The organism is Alcanivorax xiamenensis, assembly GCF_009846745.1.
Taxonomy (GTDB): Bacteria; Pseudomonadota; Gammaproteobacteria; order Pseudomonadales; family Alcanivoracaceae; genus Alloalcanivorax; species Alloalcanivorax xiamenensis.
Genome location: NZ_AQPF01000021.1, coordinates 44,727 through 63,703 on the forward strand (window position 1 = coordinate 44,727; position 18,977 = coordinate 63,703).

General features: G+C 61.1%; 17 protein-coding genes. 5 read left to right on the top strand and 12 right to left on the bottom strand.

Annotation, left to right across the window (positions count from 1 at the left end; translation table 11 throughout):
* Positions 1-4: 4 nt before the first annotated feature.
* Together dctP and A6D6_RS13115 are read right to left on the bottom strand one after the other, a co-directional pair.
* On the bottom strand, positions 5-1,084 hold the full coding sequence (dctP, locus tag A6D6_RS13110) for a TRAP transporter substrate-binding protein DctP (RefSeq protein WP_159660972.1): 1,080 nt from the start codon (positions 1,082-1,084) through the stop codon (positions 5-7).
* A gap of 94 nt (positions 1,085-1,178) precedes the next feature.
* Complete coding sequence (locus tag A6D6_RS13115; protein ID WP_159660973.1) at positions 1,179-2,792, bottom strand: class I adenylate-forming enzyme family protein; 1,614 nt, start codon at positions 2,790-2,792, stop codon at positions 1,179-1,181.
* A gap of 833 nt (positions 2,793-3,625) precedes the next feature.
* On the opposite strand from A6D6_RS13115, the gene A6D6_RS13120 reads away from it, so the two are divergent.
* The 3 genes from A6D6_RS13120 (at position 3,626) to A6D6_RS13130 (ending at position 8,267) form a co-directional block, all read left to right on the top strand.
* Complete coding sequence (locus A6D6_RS13120; RefSeq protein ID WP_055100380.1) at positions 3,626-4,999, top strand: hypothetical protein; 1,374 nt, start codon at positions 3,626-3,628, stop codon at positions 4,997-4,999.
* Positions 5,000-5,736: 737 nt separating this feature from the next.
* Entirely contained in the window at positions 5,737-7,119 is a 1,383-nt protein-coding gene (locus tag A6D6_RS13125) for a hypothetical protein (RefSeq protein WP_055100379.1), read from the top strand.
* A 287-nt stretch (positions 7,120-7,406) separates the two neighbouring features.
* Positions 7,407-8,267: a hypothetical protein gene (locus tag A6D6_RS13130; protein ID WP_159660974.1), complete on the top strand. Its 861-nt coding sequence runs from the start codon at positions 7,407-7,409 to the stop codon at positions 8,265-8,267.
* Between the two features lie 251 nt (positions 8,268-8,518).
* Here the strand turns inward: A6D6_RS13130 and A6D6_RS13135 are convergent, their stop codons facing one another.
* The 10 genes from A6D6_RS13135 to A6D6_RS13180 all read right to left on the bottom strand — a co-directional run bounded on the left by A6D6_RS13135 (position 8,519) and on the right by A6D6_RS13180 (position 17,105).
* A complete protein-coding gene (locus A6D6_RS13135) occupies positions 8,519-10,150 on the bottom strand; it encodes an SMP-30/gluconolactonase/LRE family protein (protein WP_159660975.1) in 1,632 nt (543 codons plus the stop codon).
* 70 nt (positions 10,151-10,220) lie between these two features.
* Complete coding sequence (nfi, locus tag A6D6_RS13140; protein ID WP_159660976.1) at positions 10,221-10,904, bottom strand: deoxyribonuclease V; 684 nt, start codon at positions 10,902-10,904, stop codon at positions 10,221-10,223.
* 76 nt (positions 10,905-10,980) lie between these two features.
* The gene (locus A6D6_RS13145) at positions 10,981-12,537 is read right to left on the bottom strand and encodes a PepSY-associated TM helix domain-containing protein (RefSeq protein WP_159660977.1); all 1,557 of its coding nucleotides are present in this window, start codon (positions 12,535-12,537) and stop codon (positions 10,981-10,983) included.
* Positions 12,534-12,791 carry a hypothetical protein gene (locus A6D6_RS13150; protein ID WP_159660978.1) on the bottom strand — a complete coding sequence of 86 codons (258 nt, stop codon included), beginning with the start codon at positions 12,789-12,791 and terminating at the stop codon, positions 12,534-12,536. Before A6D6_RS13150 ends, A6D6_RS13145 begins: the two co-directional genes overlap by 4 nt.
* On the bottom strand, positions 12,788-13,066 hold the full coding sequence (locus tag A6D6_RS13155) for a hypothetical protein (RefSeq protein ID WP_159660979.1): 279 nt from the start codon (positions 13,064-13,066) through the stop codon (positions 12,788-12,790). The genes A6D6_RS13150 and A6D6_RS13155 overlap by 4 nt, the downstream gene beginning before the upstream one ends.
* 96 nt (positions 13,067-13,162) lie before the next feature.
* A complete protein-coding gene (locus A6D6_RS13160) occupies positions 13,163-13,711 on the bottom strand; it encodes a hypothetical protein (protein ID WP_133489836.1) in 549 nt (182 codons plus the stop codon).
* Positions 13,708-14,304, bottom strand: coding sequence for a hypothetical protein (locus tag A6D6_RS13165; protein ID WP_133489835.1), 597 nt, complete (start codon positions 14,302-14,304; stop codon positions 13,708-13,710). The genes A6D6_RS13160 and A6D6_RS13165 overlap by 4 nt, the downstream gene beginning before the upstream one ends.
* Before the next feature lie 262 nt (positions 14,305-14,566).
* Positions 14,567-14,875, bottom strand: a complete 309-nt coding sequence (locus tag A6D6_RS13170; RefSeq protein WP_133489834.1) for a hypothetical protein — start codon at positions 14,873-14,875, stop codon at positions 14,567-14,569.
* Between the two features lie 113 nt (positions 14,876-14,988).
* A complete protein-coding gene (locus A6D6_RS13175) occupies positions 14,989-16,020 on the bottom strand; it encodes a DUF2955 domain-containing protein (RefSeq protein ID WP_133489833.1) in 1,032 nt (343 codons plus the stop codon).
* Between the two features lie 11 nt (positions 16,021-16,031).
* Entirely contained in the window at positions 16,032-17,105 is a 1,074-nt protein-coding gene (locus tag A6D6_RS13180) for an HlyD family secretion protein (RefSeq protein ID WP_133489832.1), read from the bottom strand.
* 130 nt (positions 17,106-17,235) lie between these two features.
* Here A6D6_RS13180 and A6D6_RS13185 point away from each other — a divergent pair, with 130 nt between their 5' ends.
* Both A6D6_RS13185 and A6D6_RS13190 read left to right on the top strand, forming a co-directional pair.
* On the top strand, positions 17,236-18,327 hold the full coding sequence (locus A6D6_RS13185) for an alpha/beta fold hydrolase (RefSeq protein WP_159660980.1): 1,092 nt from the start codon (positions 17,236-17,238) through the stop codon (positions 18,325-18,327).
* Positions 18,324-18,962, top strand: coding sequence for a class I SAM-dependent methyltransferase (locus A6D6_RS13190; protein WP_166642971.1), 639 nt, complete (start codon positions 18,324-18,326; stop codon positions 18,960-18,962). The genes A6D6_RS13185 and A6D6_RS13190 overlap by 4 nt, the downstream gene beginning before the upstream one ends.
* The last annotated feature ends 15 nt before the right edge of the window (positions 18,963-18,977 follow it).

The following is an 18,977-nucleotide window of genomic DNA, read 5'->3' on the forward strand; positions in this document are numbered from 1 at the left end:
CGGCTCAATCCTTCTCAAGGTAATCCACGGCACTCCGCGGAATGGTGCCGCCCTGCTCTTCAATCAGCTCCGCCCACAGGCGCGCGGTGGCTTTACCCGGATGCCCGGCCTGCTCCATCTGCTCGATCCAGCGAATCCAGGTACGGCTGGCGGCATCCTGCAGATGCCGGGCCATGTCATCGGACAACTCGCTCAATTCCACGAAGGTGGCGCCCGCCTTCTGGGTTCTGGCCCGCACCGCCTCTTCCTGCTGGTCAATATGGGCCGCGTTATCCAGAGCTATTTGCCGCGCCACCCGGTCCCAGGTGGCGCGCTGTTGTTCGGTCAATCCGTTCCAGGTCTGGTCGGTGACCGCCAGGTAGCTTTCCCAATGTCCCATGGAAATGCCGGTGATGGTGTACTTGAGCAGGTCCTCGAACGAGTACGACGGCCAATCCGCCACCGACAGGATGGTGCCAATCACCGTCTTGCGGGACAGCGCCTCGTAGGAGTCGGCGCTGGTCATGGTCACTGGCGTCGCGCCCAGTTCCTGCAGCAGTATGGTGTGCAGCGCGGAACCGGCACGGATCGGCGCGCCTTTCAGGTCATCCGGAGAATCCAGCACCCTGCCGATGGTGGATAACGAATACGCGGAAGTGGCCCCCAGGGGCCAGCCGCGCAGCCCCTTGCTGGCCAACTCATACTGGTAAAAGGTCTTGCCGTCCGCCAGTTCCTGATCGGAGTCCATCAGCGTCTGAAGCGCCTTGGTGACCATCACCGAAGTGGTATTCAGCGTGGGCAACTGGGTCACATCGGACAGTGGGAAACTGCCTTCGTGGTAGGGCGCCAGCAGTGGCGCGGCCACCGAAATCGTGCCCGTCTTCAGTGCATCCCACTCCCGTCCCGGCGTCACCAGGGAACCGGAATAGAAACGTACGAAGGAAAGGTCCGTTTCCTTTTCCATGGCGTCCACGAACGGGTCCATGTGCTGGCCGACCCAGAAGTGCTGCTGCCCCATGCCGGCGGAAATTCTCAGCGGCGCGGCGGCGGACACCGCCGATATCGCCGTGAGTGCCATAACCAGAAGCAAACGTACCATGCGCATAAAGATGTCCTCCCCGGCAACGCAACCGGCTTATCCGTGTCGATGTTGGGAGCGCAGGAACCATCCTCCGGCGGTTGCGGTGAACCGCCGTGGCCTAGCCGGACGCCGTTTGGGTATCGCCGAGACGCTGCCTCAATTGCGCTTTCAACACCTTGCCATTGGCGTTACGGGGCAGCGGCTCTTCAAGAAAATCGATGAAATCAGGGATTTTGTAATCGGCCAGATGTTCCGCGCAGTAGGCCTTGAGCCGGGCGGCGCTGAGCGTCGGGTCGTCACTGACCACGAACAGCTGGATTTTCTCACCCAGCACCGGGTCGGGCCGAGCCACCGCGGCACTCTCGATCACCCCGTCGAGCCCTTGCAGCAGCCCTTCCAACTCGGCGCTGTAGACGTTGTAGCCAGCACGATTGATCATGTCCTTCTTGCGGTCCAGCACACGCACGTAACCTTCCTCGTCCACCGAACCGATGTCACCGGAACGCCAGTAGCCACCGGCGAATTCCGCGCGATCCGCCTCCGCATTGTTCCAATATCCCGGCGTCACCATGGGGCCGGCGATCCACAATTCGCCAGCTTCGCCCGGCGGCCGTTCGCGGCCATTGGAGTCCATCACCTTGATGTCACCGCACGTGACTACCCTGCCGACACTGTCGGCGCGCCGAGCAGCCTCACCCAATGGCAGGATGGTGGCCGGTGAGCAGGTTTCGGTGGCCCCGTATGCGTTAACCAACCGCAGGTTCGGCAAGCGGTCAGCCAACCGCCTGATGGTGGCCTCCGGCATGGGCGCGCCGCCGAAACCGCCCAAACGCCAGGCGGACAGATCAAATTGATCGAAGTCCGCCCTCAGCAGACAGAGGTTGTACATGGCGGGCACCATCACCGTGTGCGTGATCCGTTCCCGATCAGCCAGCGCCAGGAAACGCTGGGCGTCGAACTCCCGCTGGATCACCACGCACCCGCCCACATGGAACAGGGTCAGAATCACGGCCACCACACCGGTGACATGACTCGCCGGCACCACTAACAAGGAGCGCTCATCGTCACCAAGCGCCATGGACTGCTCGAAGTGGATCAGGCTGTGCAGCAGATTCAGATGGGTCAGGCGTACTCCCTTGGGGCGCCCGGTGGTGCCCGAGGTATACAGCAGAATGGCGGTATCATCTTCTTGCAGGGAGGGCAAAGGCAGACGCGGCGCCCCCTCTTTCAACAGAGCCTCGAAAGGCTCGGTGCCAGCGACCCGATCTCCCACCACGAAACGGAAAGCCAGCGCCGGCAAGGTCTCGCGGCCGCTGACCTTGTCGCTCTGGGCATGGTCGTGAATCAGCGCCTTGGCCTGACAATGATAAAGGATGTAGGCGAGCCCGGATTTCGATTCCCGGATATTGACCGGCACCACGATGGCGCCAAGCCGCAACGCTCCCAGCAGCGCCAACACGAACTCGTTGCTGTTGGCCATCAGCAAGGCGACCCGGTCACCGGCTACCACGCCACGCCGCGCCAACTGGGCCGCGATATGTTGCACACGCCGATTGGCCTCCCGATACGTGAGCCGCTGGCCATCGCAGACCAGACACTCCTTGTTCGGCGCCTGACTCACGGCACGGCGAAAGGAAGCCAACAGATTGGCCGGTCTGGACGCGTAGCAGCGCACCAGACGATCGCCAAAGTGATACTCATGGCGAACGGCGAAAGGGGCCTTGTCACCCATATAGGTCACCCATTACTGATCTCTCCCGACTGCCGGGTCCATGTTGTTCTTCTCTTTCCATTGTTAGGGGGCGAACGGGAAAGACTCGTCGTCCGAAGCGACGATTTGCCTTCAAGGCGGGGAATCTATCCGCTTTCCAGAGGTCTTCTTTAAGTGTGCGTGCTTACTTACCGATTTCTTGGTTTTATTTTGAAATAATTCTTATCGGTATGGACGATTTTTTCTTCCCAACAATATGTTATGCCCTTTGCTTTTTGCTCAATTTTCGACCAATTTCGTCCTGGCGTGACATATTTGGAAATTCTTTTCGTCGCCCCCTCCTCTTTTCATTTCGCCTTTTCCATGAAACTCATCAGCCAGTGAACACCCGCTCGCGACAACAGGCGACACCGTCAACAAACGGCGCAAAACACTTCAGTTCATAGCCACTCGCATGCAACCCCTTGTTTTGGAAGAATTATTCACATGAACATGCGACTTAAGGAGGGGTTCGCGAAGCCCCCGAAAGCCGCTTAACATCGAAACGTCGCCCTTCTTCACGCGCGGGGGAAAAGCGCGAAGGCAAGGGGCTTCGGGCGCTCCAGGCATTTCGTCGAAACCGACGATTGTTACCATTCGGTCACAGAGACAACCATATCGTCGACAGGGAGTACGCCCGTTCCCCATTAATGCCTGCGAAACGGGTATACTTGCACGTCTTCTAGGGTGCCTCCGGGATGGAGGTCCTCTCTCGGGAGAAACTGCCTTCGGAAGGGCGAAGGGAGGCCTGGGGTCATAAATCAAAACAGCGACCCCTCTATCAATAAACTTCGAAGAACACAGGACGAATAACAATGGCACTTAAGTGGACCAGCAATCACGAAGGGGGTCAGGCTAGTCCTGCCCGTTCCCAACTCCGCACCAGCATCAAAGCCGCCGCTATCGGCTCCGCCATCGGTCTCGGCACCCTGATGTCGGCTCCGGCCATGGCACTGAAAACCGATTTCGGCATGGAATACCGCGCTACCGCCTTCGCGGTACAATCAGACGCCTTCGATGGCGGCTCCGGCACCTCCGAGACGGATAACGGTATTGGCCACCTGATTCGCGTCAAAGCCAACTTCCTCGACGAAGACACCGGCATCTCCGTCTACACCAGCGTGGAGCTGGCCGGCGACCGCTGGACCGGTGACGACCGCAAATACGGCACCACCAATCCCCAGGGTTTCAATACCAGCAGCCGTGGCGACAATGTCCGTCTGGATCTGGGCTATGTGCAGATTCCGGTGGGCCACACCATCTTTCGCGTGGGCCGGCAGGCCACCAGTTACAACAACTGCTTCCTGACGTGTGACGATCGCCGTGACCGGGTGCTGATGATTCAGCCTCTGAACAAGACCACCACCATGGTGCTTGGCTACGACCGTCGCGCCGACACCAATACGTTCGCCAACCAGGACAACGGCGACATGGTCCTGCTGGGCGTTACCGGCAAGCTGAGCGAAAGCTGGAATGCCGGCCTGCTGTTCGTTAAGTGGATGGACAACTACGACGGCACCGTGGCTTATACGCCAACCCCCTACGCACTGAACGGCGTCAACCTGGTATCCGGTTACGTGACCGGCGGCCTGGGCGACGTGGCCAAGGCCACCCTGGGCTTCAACCACTTCAGCGACGGCAAAGTGGAAGGCGCGGCGGACGAGCAATACTTCACTGACCAGTCTCCGTCCGGTTACTTCCGTCTGGAAGGTGATGTTGGTCCGATGAACTGGGGTGTCCAGTACGTGACTGCACGCGACGGCGGCCTGATCGCACCCGGTTTTGATACCTACTCCAGCCTGATCAACAGCAACCCCGACGCAACCCAAAGCGCCACCAGCATGTACCGCATGGGCGGCACCTTGGGCGTGAAGGACTACGATGAGGATCTGGTGATCGGTAAGCTCACCTGGAACGTCACCGACAAGTTCGCCGTAACCGGCGCCGTGGGCCAACTGTCCGTGGACAATGCGCTGATCGATGCCGATGACGACAGCATGGTCTACGACCTGCAGTTCGCCTACCAGGTCAACAAGGCGCTGCGTACCTGGTTGTCCGTGGGCATGCTGGAAAAAAACAAGGCCGGAACCCTGTCCGGCAATGGCCTGATTGGCTCTCTGTCGGGAATGAACACCTTCGCCGACGACGACGTGAAAGCCGCCAGCCTGAACATGACCGTGAACTTCTGATTGTTTTCCCAATCAGTAACCCTCTGGAAAGGGGCGGCCTCAGCCGCCCCTTTTCTTTTGCCTTCTCCCCGCCCGCGCTGATATTGCCCCGCCGGCGATAGCCTCAGAGCCCCTTCCGGCTTCCATTTTCCTCTGCCGTTTCAGGATCCACAGAGCCCTCCTCCGCGCCAATCCTGACACCTCTAGGCCGCTTTCCACGGGGGATACCCGTGCGCCAGCACACGATCAGTCCTCTCCGGGAAGGATGAATATCCCCATTCCCGGTCGCTCCCAAAACATCCCTCACCTCATCATTATTGTTTAATTCAACTTGGTTTATATATCTAAGTATTTTCCTTTCTATTTTTATATCAATAGAACAATCGTTCCACATTTTAAATAATAATTTTATTAACCCGTAACTCAGTCTTTTTATCCCGACTAAAAATTAGAAACATCCCAATTAGTATAAATTTCACATCTCGTCGGAAACGACGATTGTTACCGTTTCTCCATGAAGGGAAAGATAAGCTGACCGGCGCGTATTAATACGTTTAACCAGAAATACGCTCTGGCAATTAAGAGCCCTCCAGAATAAGACGGGCTCACTCGGGAGAAACTGCCTTCGGAAGGGCGCGAGGGACATCGGGGATTGGCACACGGGTACAAATAAAAACCGGGTGTGGTCGCCATGGCGCATCGACGCCATCCGAAGTTCCCGGATACCAATAAACTTCGAACAATAAAGGGCAACAACAATGGCATTTAAGTGGACCGAAAAACAAAATACACCGCTGAGCACCAGCACCCCTTCAAATCAACTCCGAAAAAGTATTAAGGCCGCCGCGATCGGCTCCGCCATCGGCCTCGGCACCCTGATGTCGTCTTCCGCCATGGCACTGAAAACCGATTTCGGTATGGAATACCGCGCCACCGCGTTCGGCGTTACTTCCGACGCTTTTGACACCGGCACCCCTGGCACGTCGGACACGGATACCGGCTTCGGTCATCTGATCCGGGTAAAAGCCAACTTCCTGGATGAAGACACCGGCATCTCCGTCTACACCAGTGTGGAGCTGGCCGGTGACCGTTGGGTCGGTGACAGTCACGGCGCCGCCTCTCCCGCCAATGATCAGGCTTTCAACACCGGCAGCCGCGGCGACAATGTGCGCCTGGATCTCGGCTATGTGCAGATTCCAGTGGGTCACACCATCTTCCGCGTGGGCCGGCAGGCCACCAGTTACAATAACTGCTTCCTGGTGTGTGACGACCGCCGTGACCGGGTCCTGATGATTCAGCCCCTGAGCAAGAAGACCACGCTGGTGGCACTTTATGATCGCCGCCAGGACTCCACGCCTTTCGCCAACCAGGACAACGGTGATATGACCACGCTGGGTATCACCAGCAAGATCACCGACAACTGGACCGCTGGCCTGGTCTACGTGCAGTGGATGAACAACTACGAAGGGATGACCCCACACCCCGGCGGCGGAGCCGCGCCCTATGTACTCAACAACGTCACCCTGTTCTCCGGTTATGTCAGCGGCGGCCTCGGTGATGTCGCCAAGGCCACCTTGGGCTTCAACTACTTCACCAACGGCAACGTGGAAAATGGCGTGGACGACCAGTTCTTCACCGATCAGTCCCCGTCCGGCTATCTACGCCTTGAAGGCGACGCCGGTGTCGTGGACTGGGGACTGCAGTACATCATGTCCAAGGACGGCGGTTTGATTTCCCCCGGCTTCGACACCTACTCCAGCCTGATCAACAACAACCCTGATTCCACTCAAAGTCCCACCAGTATGTATCGCATGGGTGGCACACTCGGGGTCAAAGGCTACGATGAGGAAGTGATCGCCGGCAAACTGACCTGGAATCTCACCGACAAGTTCGCCGTTACCGGCGCCGTGGGCCAGCTATCGGTGGACAACAGCGTCGTCGACGACGACAGCATGTTCTATGACCTGCAATTCAGCTATCAGGTCAACAAAACCCTGAGAACCTGGCTGTCCGTGGGTATGCTGGAAGAGAACAAAGCCGGCGTGTTGTCCAGCAACGGCCTGGTCGGTCCTTTGCCCTCGGCGGCTTTCGCCGACGACGATGTGAAGGCCGCCAGCCTGAATATGACCGTCAATTTCTAAGCTCCCAGTTCCGTGTGGTTAGGGCAGTCCAGGATGGACCGCCCTCCTGGAATCCGCTTGGATTCGCTGCACCATACCGCGCGGCATGAGGGTCCCTTCGCCCTGTTGTCCGCCTCTCGTCGCGTCACCCGCGGATCGTGCCATTTCCGCTGGTACGCGGCGCTTTTTTCGTTCGGGTCGGAGAGTCTGACACTGGACACTCCCTCTTCAGTTGCGCAAACTCCAAGGGACGTCCGGGCCGGCCAGTTCCGACCCGCCCCCTCAATGCGGTAGAAACGGAAACATCCATGAATAACAGCCCCCGTCGAGCCCTGCTTGGTCTCCTGGCGGCCGCCTTTGTCAGCGGCTGCGCCAACCAGAACCTGGACACTGAAAACGCACTGGCAATGGTCGATTCTCCGACCGAGCTCAACACGCCCAAACCGGAATGGAAGACGCCGTTCTGGGAACGCGACGCCAGTGAACAGGGTGCCGTCACCGCATTCCAACATCGCGACGAACCCCTCAATAATGTCGGCGTGCTGGTACAGGGCCAGCTCGGCAGTGCCGATGCCTTCTGGAACACCCTCATCGAAGGCGCTCCGGAACATGGCTTCGTGATCGTACCCACCGGCACCCTGCGCGACGCTCTCAGTAATACCCAGGGTTGCGGCAATGCACCATTGCAAAGCGAAAGCTGCCTTGACGGTCTGACCAGCTACCCGGGCGTGCGCCTGTTGGTGGAAGTGATTCCCGCGGGTCAGAATCAATTACAGGTTTCCCTGCGTGATACCACCCGTGACGGTGTCTCCACGGTGACCCTCGGAACGGATGGCAACGGCGGCGCCGACGCCCTGCTGGATGAGCTGGCCGCCCGCGCTGACAGCGCCCGCTGGTCAGTACGGGCTTTCGACGGCGGTGACGGCCATGTTTATATCCCCGCCGGCCGCCGCAACGGGCTGGCACTGGGCACCGAACTGGAGGTGCGGCAGCCGGGACAAGCCATCCAGGCGCCGTCCGGTCAGGTGATCGGTTGGCGGCCCGGCGCCGTTGCCGGCAAGGTGAAAGTGACTCAGTGGGTTGGTGAAGGTCTGTCCGTGGTTGAGACCACCTCGGGCAGCGCCCCCAGCCCCAATGACTGGCTCACCCTGCCCCGCAAGAAGAACTGATCCGCTTGTTTGAACAGGAACATCAATGGTCCGGGGGCCATTGATGTTCCGCAAGTTGCTGGCGTGCCACACCCAAAGCCTGTTTACCGGCCTTGGAAACATGAATTCAGTGGTTCCCACGAAGCCGCTGTGGGAAGCGGCCTTGGCCGCGAACGCCCCCGGGCCGTCGGCCATTCGCTTGCAAGCAAGCTTTCCACAGCGGCTTTGTAGTCGAGGTTCATGGAAACGGCCAGGCGATGTAATCCTTGCCCTCAGCGCCGTTTCATACGATACAGGCCGCCCTTGCGGTCGGCACTGAAGTAGAGATCGCCGTTGGCGGCCTCCACCACATCATTGAACACGCCGGTGGGCGGCAAGCCCTGAAGCTGGGGCAACCCCACCGGCAGTTCCTCCGCCAACACTCGCTGGTCGCCCCGGACCGGGTCCACTTCCAGCAAACGGCGCTTGCCCACTTCCATCACCAGCAGCTTGCCCTCCCGGGTCAGATCGATGCCTTCCGGCAAGGTCAGGTCATCACGGATCAGGCGACGGGACCAGTCCTCGGTATTGAACGCCCACAGATTGCCGCCGGCATCGGCGACATACAGCGTCGAGCCGTCCTTGCTCAGGGACAAGCCGGCCGGCCCTTCCAGGTCCTCCACCACCACATCCCGTTTTTTACCTTCCTTGCCGGCCACCCGCACCAGATTGCCGTTGGCCAGTTCGGCCACCAGTAAACTGCCATCGTCAAGGCGGACCACATCGTGCGGCGCCTTGAACTCATGCAGGGAGCGCTTCAATTCACCACTGTGCCGGTCGAATTCCTGCACCACGCCGGCGGCCCAGCTGGCGGTGACCACGGTGTCCTGATCCGCCCAGATGTTCATCGGGTATTCCAGGTCCGAGCCCCATACCCGCGCCAGTTCGTGCACCTTGCCTTCACCCACCGCATAGCGGCGCAAGGCGAACACATCGGCGATGTAGATGTCGTCACCGACCACCGAAAGCCCTGCCGGGGCGGCCAGATCCGAACTCACCAGAGTGCGGACCTTGCCGCTTTCCGGATCCACTTCCTGGATCGAGTTGTCCGCCATATTGGAGACATAGATGCGCTTGCGTTTATCGTCCACGGCCAGGTTATCCAGGGCCGGCTTCAGCGTGGCCACCGTGGTTTTGGCGCCGCTGTCCACATCGACGCGCACCAGTTCACCGGTTTTGGTGTCCACCACGTAGAGCCCGCCGTCGGCATCGAAATTCACTGCCGCGGGAACCTGAAAATCCCGCGCCACGGTTTCCATCTTGCCGCTGTCCACGTCCACCCGAACCACTTTGCCCTTGAACCACAACGGCCCGTACAGCTTGCCGTCGGCGCCGAATTCAAAACCATTGAGGCCGCCCATGTCTTCCTTGATTTTACGGACCGGCGCTTCACCCTGGCGGTCGATTTCGTAGAGCGCATCGCCCATGAACACCTGGGTGGCGAATAACCGGCCTTCCTCGTTATAAGCCAGGGAGTTGATGCCGGGCAGCCCCAGGGCGGCGTCACGCACTTCGCCCTCGGCATCGCGAATGCGCAGAATACCGCTGAGGTAGGAGGTCCAGGCCATTTCGCCGTCGGGCCCGAAGGCGACATCGTCGGCCATGCCCTCATCCGGCCCTTCAAACACCGTCACCTTGCCGCTGTTGATGTCCACGCGATTCAGCGATTGTCCCACCACGCTGCCGGCGTACAAACGCCCTTCAGCGTCCACACCCAGCCCGTGCACACCCAAATAGGGCAAGGGACCGACCACGGCCTTGGGGGCGTCATAGCGCGCCTCCTGTGCCTGAACAACGGCACTCCCGAATGACAAACACAACACCAGCGTCATCCAGCGCCATTGAGTGCGGGGTCGACAATACATACAACTCTCCATTCCGTGTCCTGGTCATACCGGCACTTCGCCGGACAAAGGGGCAGATTAGCAGGCCAGGCTATTTCAGGCGATCCAGCCAGCGTTGGCCGCGATCGGAGGCCAGCCCGTCGGCCCAGCGGGTGGTTTCCGGCAGACGGTAGCGGGTGACACAGGCCATCACCCACTCCAGCGCCGTGGCCAGTGACAGACGATGGCCCGGTGAGATGAACAACGGCTTGACCCCTTGCCGTGTTCGCAGCACCGCGCCAATCACTTCGTCGCCGTCACGCAGCGGCACCCAGGCGCCACGCCGGTCCGGCACCGGATCATGGGTACCGACCAGGCGGCTTTTCGCCACGCCAATACTGGGCAGGCCGGTCAATACGCCAAGGTGAGAGGCCACCCCAAGGCGGCGCGGGTGGGCGATGCCCTGACCATCGCACAGCAGCAGGTCCGGCGTCACGCTCAGCGACGACAGCGCCCGCAGGACCACGGGACACTCGCGGAAGGACAACAAACCTGGCACATAGGGGAAGGAAACCGGCAAACGGGCCAGGGCGTGGTCCACCGGTTCCAGGGTAGCGGCATCCAACACCACCACCGCCGCCCGGGCGGTGTGTTTGTTCTCGAACCCCACATCCACGCCGGCCACGGTACGCACCACGGGCAGTTGATCCTCGGTGATCACGGCGGTGGCGGTATTCCGCTGCAAGGCGATGGCATCACGGGGCGTCAGGTTCGCCCACTCCCGTTCCAGATTCATCCGCTTTCGACCCTCGCTCGCCATCGGCAGAAGAGGCAGGATGCGCCAGCCCTGGCCTTGATGCCAGGCCCTTGTGTCAGGAACGGACCAGACCGGCCTCACCGGTTGGAGCCGGCGGAGCGGATTCCCACAGCGGATGGGGTCCGGCCCGGCGCAAGCGCCGCACTCGCAGCCACTCCACCGCCGCCAGACTGGCCGCCACCGCCCACAAGGCAATGTTGACCAGGTAGATATGAGGCTCACTCCAGGACGCAAAGCCTTCCAGACCGCCCTGCACCACGGGAACCAAAGCGTACAGAGCAATGCAGCCGCGTAATCCCCACCGGCACATGGCCAGTGGCGCCGCCTTCAGGGCAAGCAGCAGGGTCAACAGCAGCACGGCCAGGAAAGCGCCTTTTTCCGACCAGGCCACGGCGCCGGCCCATGGCGAATGGCTGATCACCTTGTTGGCGATACAACTCACCGCGAGCCCCGCCATCACGCCAAAGGTCACCCCCAGTGTCACCCGCAACATAATGATGGCGGACCGGTTCGGCCCCTGGCGGTCGGTGCGCCGCTCGGCCCACATCACATTGCCGGAGAAGAACAACAAACACCCCAACAGGCCGAGAACGAAATACAGGCCACGAACCAGCAACCCGCCATAGTCACCGAAGTGCAGGGAATACACAGGTGACAAAGCGGCGTGATTGAACGGGCGGTTACCGGGGCTGGAGACAGTCAGGGTGCGGGCGTTATCACCGGCCAGCACCACATGGGCATGATGGGCGATCCAGCCTGGCACGGACCCGGCCACATCCACCACCGCATTGCGGTCCCCATACTGCTGAACCTCGATCCAATCCACCCGCAGATCCGGCAACTCAGCCCGGGCGGCGGCCACGTACGCCGCCACGCCGGCCATCTCCACCATTTCGCCGCTGGCCCGTGGTGTTGGCCAGGCTTCGGTGGCTTCAGTGATGGCCCCTTGCAACTGTGGACCGAACACCAAGGTTCCCGCCACCAGCGCCAGCAATGCGAAACAGCCCATGGCCGCGCCGGTAATGGCGAAGATGGCGTGGAAAGGAAAGCTGATGACACCGACCAAATTGTGCAGATTCTTCCAATAGCGCCGCAGGTTGCCCTGATGCCGCAGAGCAAAGAATTCCTTCTTCATTTTCGGCCAGTGGATAACCAGCCCGCCGATCAGGGCGGCACCGTACAGCACCGAGATAATGCCCATCAGATAAAGGCCGACCACCGGCAGTGCCAGCTTGTAGTGCAGCTCATTGATGAACTCAGCCAGCTCCGAACGCGGCGTCTTGACCCGTTCACCAGCGGCGCTGAAATCACTGGCATGGTCAAACCGCCATTCCTGATTGGCGTCCTGCCACAGGGCCACCGGGTCATCCCCCGGCACCAGATACATCAGTTTGGCCGCCTCCGGCGTGACCGCCAGCACCTGATCCAGCAGCGCCTGGAGGTCGCCCTCACCGCCACCGCTTTCGGCGACATAAGGCTCCTGCCAATGATGTAACTCTTCATGAAACATGTTCAGGGCGCCAGCGAAGAACGCCACGAACAGGGCCAGCCCGGCCAGCATGCCCAGCCAACCGTGCAGATCAATGTGTTTGCGCAGGGTCTCCGCTTTCATGCCGCCGCTCCGTAAAGTCCGGTGGTCTGCAGCAGTATCCAGGCGGCACCGTTGGCGGCCACCAGCCAGACTGCGGTGCGCCCGTGGGTGGCGGGCAGCGCGGCCAACATGATCAGTGCCGACCACAGGACCACGGATAACAGCAAATACAGCACCAGCCATTGCCGCCAGTCCACCGGCACTATCGCCGCCATCAGACCGCAGAGCATCAAGGCCAGCGGCAGTCCCAGCACGGTTCCAAGCAGCACCCTCATGATCGGGATCGCCCCTGAGCCCGGTAACCGTCCACCAGATGGCCCACTATCATCGGCAGCACCATGCTCCCCAGGGCAAACACCCACAACCCTGTAAACAGCCCCACACCAGTGCCCCAATGCGCGGCCCAGCCGGCCAGTCCGCCCACCACCATCAGCAACCCGCCGAGGCGGGCCGCCGGCGGTAACGGCAAGGCCAGCAGCCGCTGCTGCCGATCGGAGAAATAAAGCAAGGCGGCGCCCAACAGGGTCACCACCACCAGAAGTAGCGTCATGGGGAAAGGCAATAAATCATGATAACGATTCGCATTTATAACCCTTCAGCTCGGGCAGGGTCAAGGTGGGCGAACCGGAGAGGAGGCGGATTCAGATTACCCGGACAAGGAACGCATAATGCTTTGGGCGGTGCTTATGGCTTCCGGATCGAGACTGTCCCAATCCACCGAGCCCTGATCAGGCACCCAGACATCAGTGAACGCGGCGGCATCCGCCACCGCCATCTCCGGCGACAACAGCGGTACCCGCAACCATTGTCCACGCAGGCCGCCGGCCTGGGATACTTCCCGCAGCCACTCGCTGGGCCGGCGATGCAAACGCACGGAAGAAAACACACAGCCGTCGGTCTCCTCGGAAACCGCGCAGTCGAGCCGGGCATCGCGCTCACGGCTGACCTGATGCCGCCATAATGCCGAGCCCCCGATGATCACCAGGGAAGGGAATGCCAACCGCAAGGCCGTGGCCAGATGCTCATCCGCCAGCACTTCGCCGACCGCGCAACGGACAAACACCGGTCTCGGCGGCGCCACCTGTCGCACCCGGCCGCTCTCCAACCAGCGCAACACCTGTGCCATCGCCTCATCGTCACTGCTGCCGCTCTGTTTGATGTCGGCCAGAGTGAACACCGGACCTGTTTCGATCATTGGCGCACCGTGAACACGGACTCTTCGCGCAACCCCAGCCAGTGGCGAATCCGCAGAGCCGGACTGACCACCGAGCAAACCAGGGCAACCCCGGCGGGATGGCGAGCCAGCACAGTCCTCATGGAGGTGAGCAGCTGGACGCGCTGCTCCATTTCATCAATTACGCCGACACGGTGTGATAATGGGTGGCGGGATTGCGCCAGACGCAGCGTCAGCAGCCGCCCCTGGTATTCCTCCTGCAAGGCGGCGTAGGCACGTTCCACCACGCTGAAGGCACTGAGGCGTTGCACGCCTCTTACCCCCAGCCCGCTGCGGCCGGTGCTCACCCTGCCCGCTGCAGGAGTGGTGCGGCGCGCGCACTGGCTCAGCCAGCGCCACCACCAGGGCTGCCGCCGCGATTCACTCAGATACAAAGCCCAGGCCCGCAACCGCCGAATGTCACGGCGCAGTTCCCTGGCACGACCATGCCGGTTGCGCCCCATGGAACGGGACACCGCCAGATATTCCCGCAAGGCTTGCACACGACCCTGAATCGCACACAGGGCGAGGTCGACGGGGTAACCCCCGGCATCGATCTGTTCCTGGCATCCCATGGGTCCACCTCACACTGGGGAAAACGGAGCGCTGTTCGCGGACCACCCACAAACACCGCAACCGGGTTGTAACTTTAGTCAGTCCGACCGGAATCACCAAAGAGGGAAACAGTGCCGTTTGCGTGAATGGATGTAGCCGATTGTATCGGTTGGGCATGACACCCACGGCGGTGGGAAAAGAAGATTGCCGACGGCGCGCGCGCCGCCGGAAAAACAACACACCGCCAGGGTGGCGGTGTGTTTTCAGACTGCAACGAAAAGATCAGTTTTGGTTTTCACCGGTAACCGCGTCTTTAACGTCTTCACCGGTTTCCTTGGTCTTGTTCCAGGCATCCTCACCGGCTTGCTTGGTCTTATCCAGGGCTTCCTGACCAGCTTCCTTGGTATCCTGCCAGGTTTCGTCGGCGCTCTCGCCGGCTTTTTCCATGGTCCCTTCGTTGGTCATATCGTCCACGGCCTGATCCACTTTCTCACCCGCTTCCTCCATTGGGCCTTCCTGTTGATCACAGGCAGCCAGACCCAGCAGAGCACCAAACAACACAACGACAAAACCTTTGCTGAACGTACGCATAATTGCTCCTTGCACGTATCCATGAACGTTGCGGCAAATCTAGGCTTTTCCCCGTTTTATGTCAGCTAAATGTCCGGCGTTTTCCGGGGATTTTACGAATATCCGCGATGATTTTACGAAACGGTATAACGGGTGGCAGGCAATAAATTGAGCATTTTATGAACTATATATATGACCGTCAGCGCCACCACCACTGCCACGGTAATGGAGCTGAATCGATACAACGTCTGATAAATCGCGTCCTGCTCTGGTAATAAATACTGCCCGAAAATCACCGCGATGGTGGTTGCACCGGCAAACCCCACGCCACTGACACCTTCCCGCACATGCTGTCGGGCAAAAAACATCAGCGCCACCCAGTAGAGTGGGCCGACCAGCAGCCAGTTTGAATACCAGTCGTATAACAGCAACTGAATCAACAACGCGGCATTGCAACCAAGCAGCACACCCATCGCCCGTGCACGACCATACTGCACCGCGCCGGCATAGGTCATCGGGAATAACATCAACAAGGTGGTGACCTGAGCGGATAGAGAGTCGCGCAAATCAAAAATCTGGAAGACCAGGAAACTGACGGTGGCCACGGTCGAGCCGAGCAATACCTGGTGCCGCAACTGCTCCGGGCTCTTTTGCGGTGGCGAAGGGGGCGCGGCGTCCTGCTTCGGCGGAAACAGACCGCACAACAACCAGGCCACCGCCACCGTCAGCAGCGAGGCCGCCACATTGGCCTTGGCCATGCCACCGAAATCCATGTCCGGATAACTGGCGAAATGGAACAGCACGCTGGAAGAGACCAAGCCATTGGCGCCGAACAGGAAAAAGCGCCCGCTGGCCATGCAATAAAAACGGATCGCGAACAGAGACCAGGCCAGAGGCGTCATCAACAGCGGCTGATCACCGAACATTCCCGCCAGCACATAGACTTCCAGCACGTTGACCAGCGACGCGGCCACGAACTGCAAACTGGCATGGGCGCTGAAGCGCGGCACCATCCCCAGCAACAGCACCGGATAAACGCAAAAAAACAGACCGGTGCTCCACTCGGTCAGGTGGGCGAAGCCAAATCCGATCAGGGACCCCAGGCTGATACGCAGACATTGCCGGAATTGATCCGGAGTCAGGCTGTGAGCATCACGTGCCGTCATACCGGCCCCGCTCAGTACAGGTAGTGCAGCAGGGAGAGAACGCGGATCTGCAACCAGCCAAAGCCGTGACTAAGCCACGACAACCGGTCCCTCGGATAGAGCTGCACGGTGGTGCGCGCGCCAACCCGCAATGGCGGTTCCTCGTCACCGCCCTCCAGTACCAGCCGCACCCGGACCCGTTGCGCATCGCGCACCCAGCGATCGGTGTTTTCCACCTGAGCCAGCTGGCCGTCCGGCACGCCCTGGCCGTCGCGCACCCCTTTGCCCATGGATTGCACGCGGGCATCGAAGACCCGCCCCGGCCAGGCATCGAAAACAATCTCGGCACGATCACCAGGATGTACGTCGCGCAGGCTCTTTTCTCGGAAATCCGCCGCCACCCACACTGGCGCGTCGGCGATCAGACTGACCAGCGGTTCGCGGGCACTGGCGTAGGTCCCCGATTCCAGTTGCAGGTTGTCCACGACTCCGGCCACCGGCGCGGTGATGCGGGTCCGCGACCAATCCAGCCGTGCCTTTTCCAGCTCGTTCATGGCCTGCGCCAGAGCCAGGTTGTGTTCCTTGTCCTCGCCCAGACGGGTTTCCAAACTGCGGATGGTGGCGCGGGCCGATTCCAGCTCGGACTCGGCGTTATCCACCGCCAGTTCGCCCTGCTCCCATTCCTGGCGCGACACCGCCCCGCCCTCGAACAGATTCTTCAGTCTCTGCCGCTGCCGCCGGGCCTCCTCCAGCGTCGCCCGGGCGCTGGTCTCACGTGCCCGGGCACCAGCCAGATCCGCCAATAACACGGCGTTGTCCTGCCCGGCTTCCGCCACCCGCAGTTCCGCGCCATCCATGATCAGCCGGTAATCCTGCTCCGCCACGGTGAACAGCAGATCCCCTTGATTCACATGGTCGCCGTTAGTCACCGCCACGCCGGTCACCTCTCCGGCCACCTGTGGCGCCACCTGCACCACGTAACGCTGCACCCGCGACAAGGTCGTCAAAGGCGCATGCAGGTCCATCCAGACCACATAAGCGAATACCAGGGCGAACACCACCAGGGCACGGCGCACCCAGCGGCTGAACTGCTGTTCAGGGGTCATCAAAGGCTCCGTTGGACAGGGAGGCCGCGCATTGTATAGCAAAGAGAAAGGGCATCATGACCAAACGGTCACTGATGTGCGCTGGGAGGCCCGCGATGCCCTTGCTATGCTTCCTGGCGGAGGACCAGGAATGAAGCGCATCGGACGGCAACTGGGCGGCCTGACCCAGTTGATCACCGCCATGGGGAGTGAAATCACCCAGGTGGTACAAGACATGCACGGCGCCATCGCCAACCCGTTGGGCTGGCGCGGTGCTGACTACGCGCCGGCGCCGCGCGTCTACGGCGCGGTGCGCCGGGGCCTGCGCCACGCCGGCGAGGTGGCCGCCCTCGGTGCCCTGGCCGCGGATCCTCATCGCCGGGTCAGTTATCTCGATCTGCAAAGTGTCCTCAATGGCGTCTTTGGCCAGCTGCTCAGCGCCCAGCGCAGCCACTACGCTCTGCCAATGACCCTGCATCCGCCACGGCCGGAACCGGGGCGCGATACTCTGGTCTTGTATCTGCACGGCCTTTGCATGAATGAAAGCTGCTGGCAGCACACCGCGCAGCAGCGTTTCAATCAGCGTCTCGAAAGTGTCTTGAATGCGGATATCGCCTATTTGCGCTACAACACCGGACGTCATATTTCCGACAATGGCGCCCGCCTGTCCCGGCTGCTTGAGCACACTCCCCTGCCGCCACGGCTGATCCTGATCGGACACAGCATGGGGGGCCTGCTGGCCCGCAGCGCCGTGCACCACGCCCGCCAGCATGGCCACCGCTGGGTGGAACGGGTATCGCACCTGGCTTGCCTCGGTTCGCCCCACCAGGGGGCCTTGCTGGAACAGGTGGGTAATCAGGCCAACCGGCTGCTGGCGGTCACCCCCTACTCCCGCCCGCTGATGCGGCTGGGTAATCTGCGCTCCGACGGTATCCGCGACTTGCGCTTCGGCTACGTGGTCGAGGAACAGTGGCAAGGTCTGCCGGAAGACGCGCCCCGCCCACGCAGCAAAGTACCGCTGGACGAGCACATCCAGCATCTGTTTCTGGCCGGCACCCTGAGCGAGCATCGCACTCCGGCTCCCCTGGGCGACTGGCTGGTGGGTGTCGACAGCGCTCTCGCCCGCCGCCTGTACCCGGACGCGCCGCAACTGACCCGGGCTCTGTTTCATGGCATGGGCCACATGGCCATGCTCTCCGATGCCCGCACCTACCGTGCTCTGAGCGACTGGCTGGCGCTGTGAAGGTAAGCTGCCGCCTGTGCCAAGCCAGCGATAGCCGAGCCTTCGCCAGCGTCGATGGCCGCGATTATTGGCGCTGCTCCCGTTGCCAGCTGACGTTTCTGGATCAGGGCCAGTTGCCCGACCGGGATCAGGAGAAAGCGCAGTACGATCTGCACCAGAACAACCCGGGAGACGCCGGCTATCGCCGCTTTCTGGATCAACTGGCGGCACCACTGGCCGAACGGCTACCGGACGGCGCCGAAGGATTGGATTATGGCTGCGGCCCGGGCCCCGCGCTGGCCCGCCTGATGGGCGAACGGGGTTTCCCCATGGCGGTGTACGACCCCCTCTACCGTCCGGAAACCGATGTGCTGGCGGGACAGTATGACTTCATCACCTGCACCGAGGTGATCGAGCATCTGCACTGGCCCCATCTTGAGTGGCGTCGCTTCGCCCAGCTGGTGCGCCCCGGTGGATGGCTGGGACTGATGACCCGCTGGCTTACCGACGACGCTCACTTTCCTCGCTGGCACTACCGGCGGGATCCCACCCACGTCTGTTTCTGGAAACCAGAGACCTTCGCCTGGCTGGCACGGCGGGACGGTTGGCAAGTGGTGTACGCGGAAAATCCGGCTGTGATTTTGAGGAAGGTCTGACGCCGGACGCCGGAC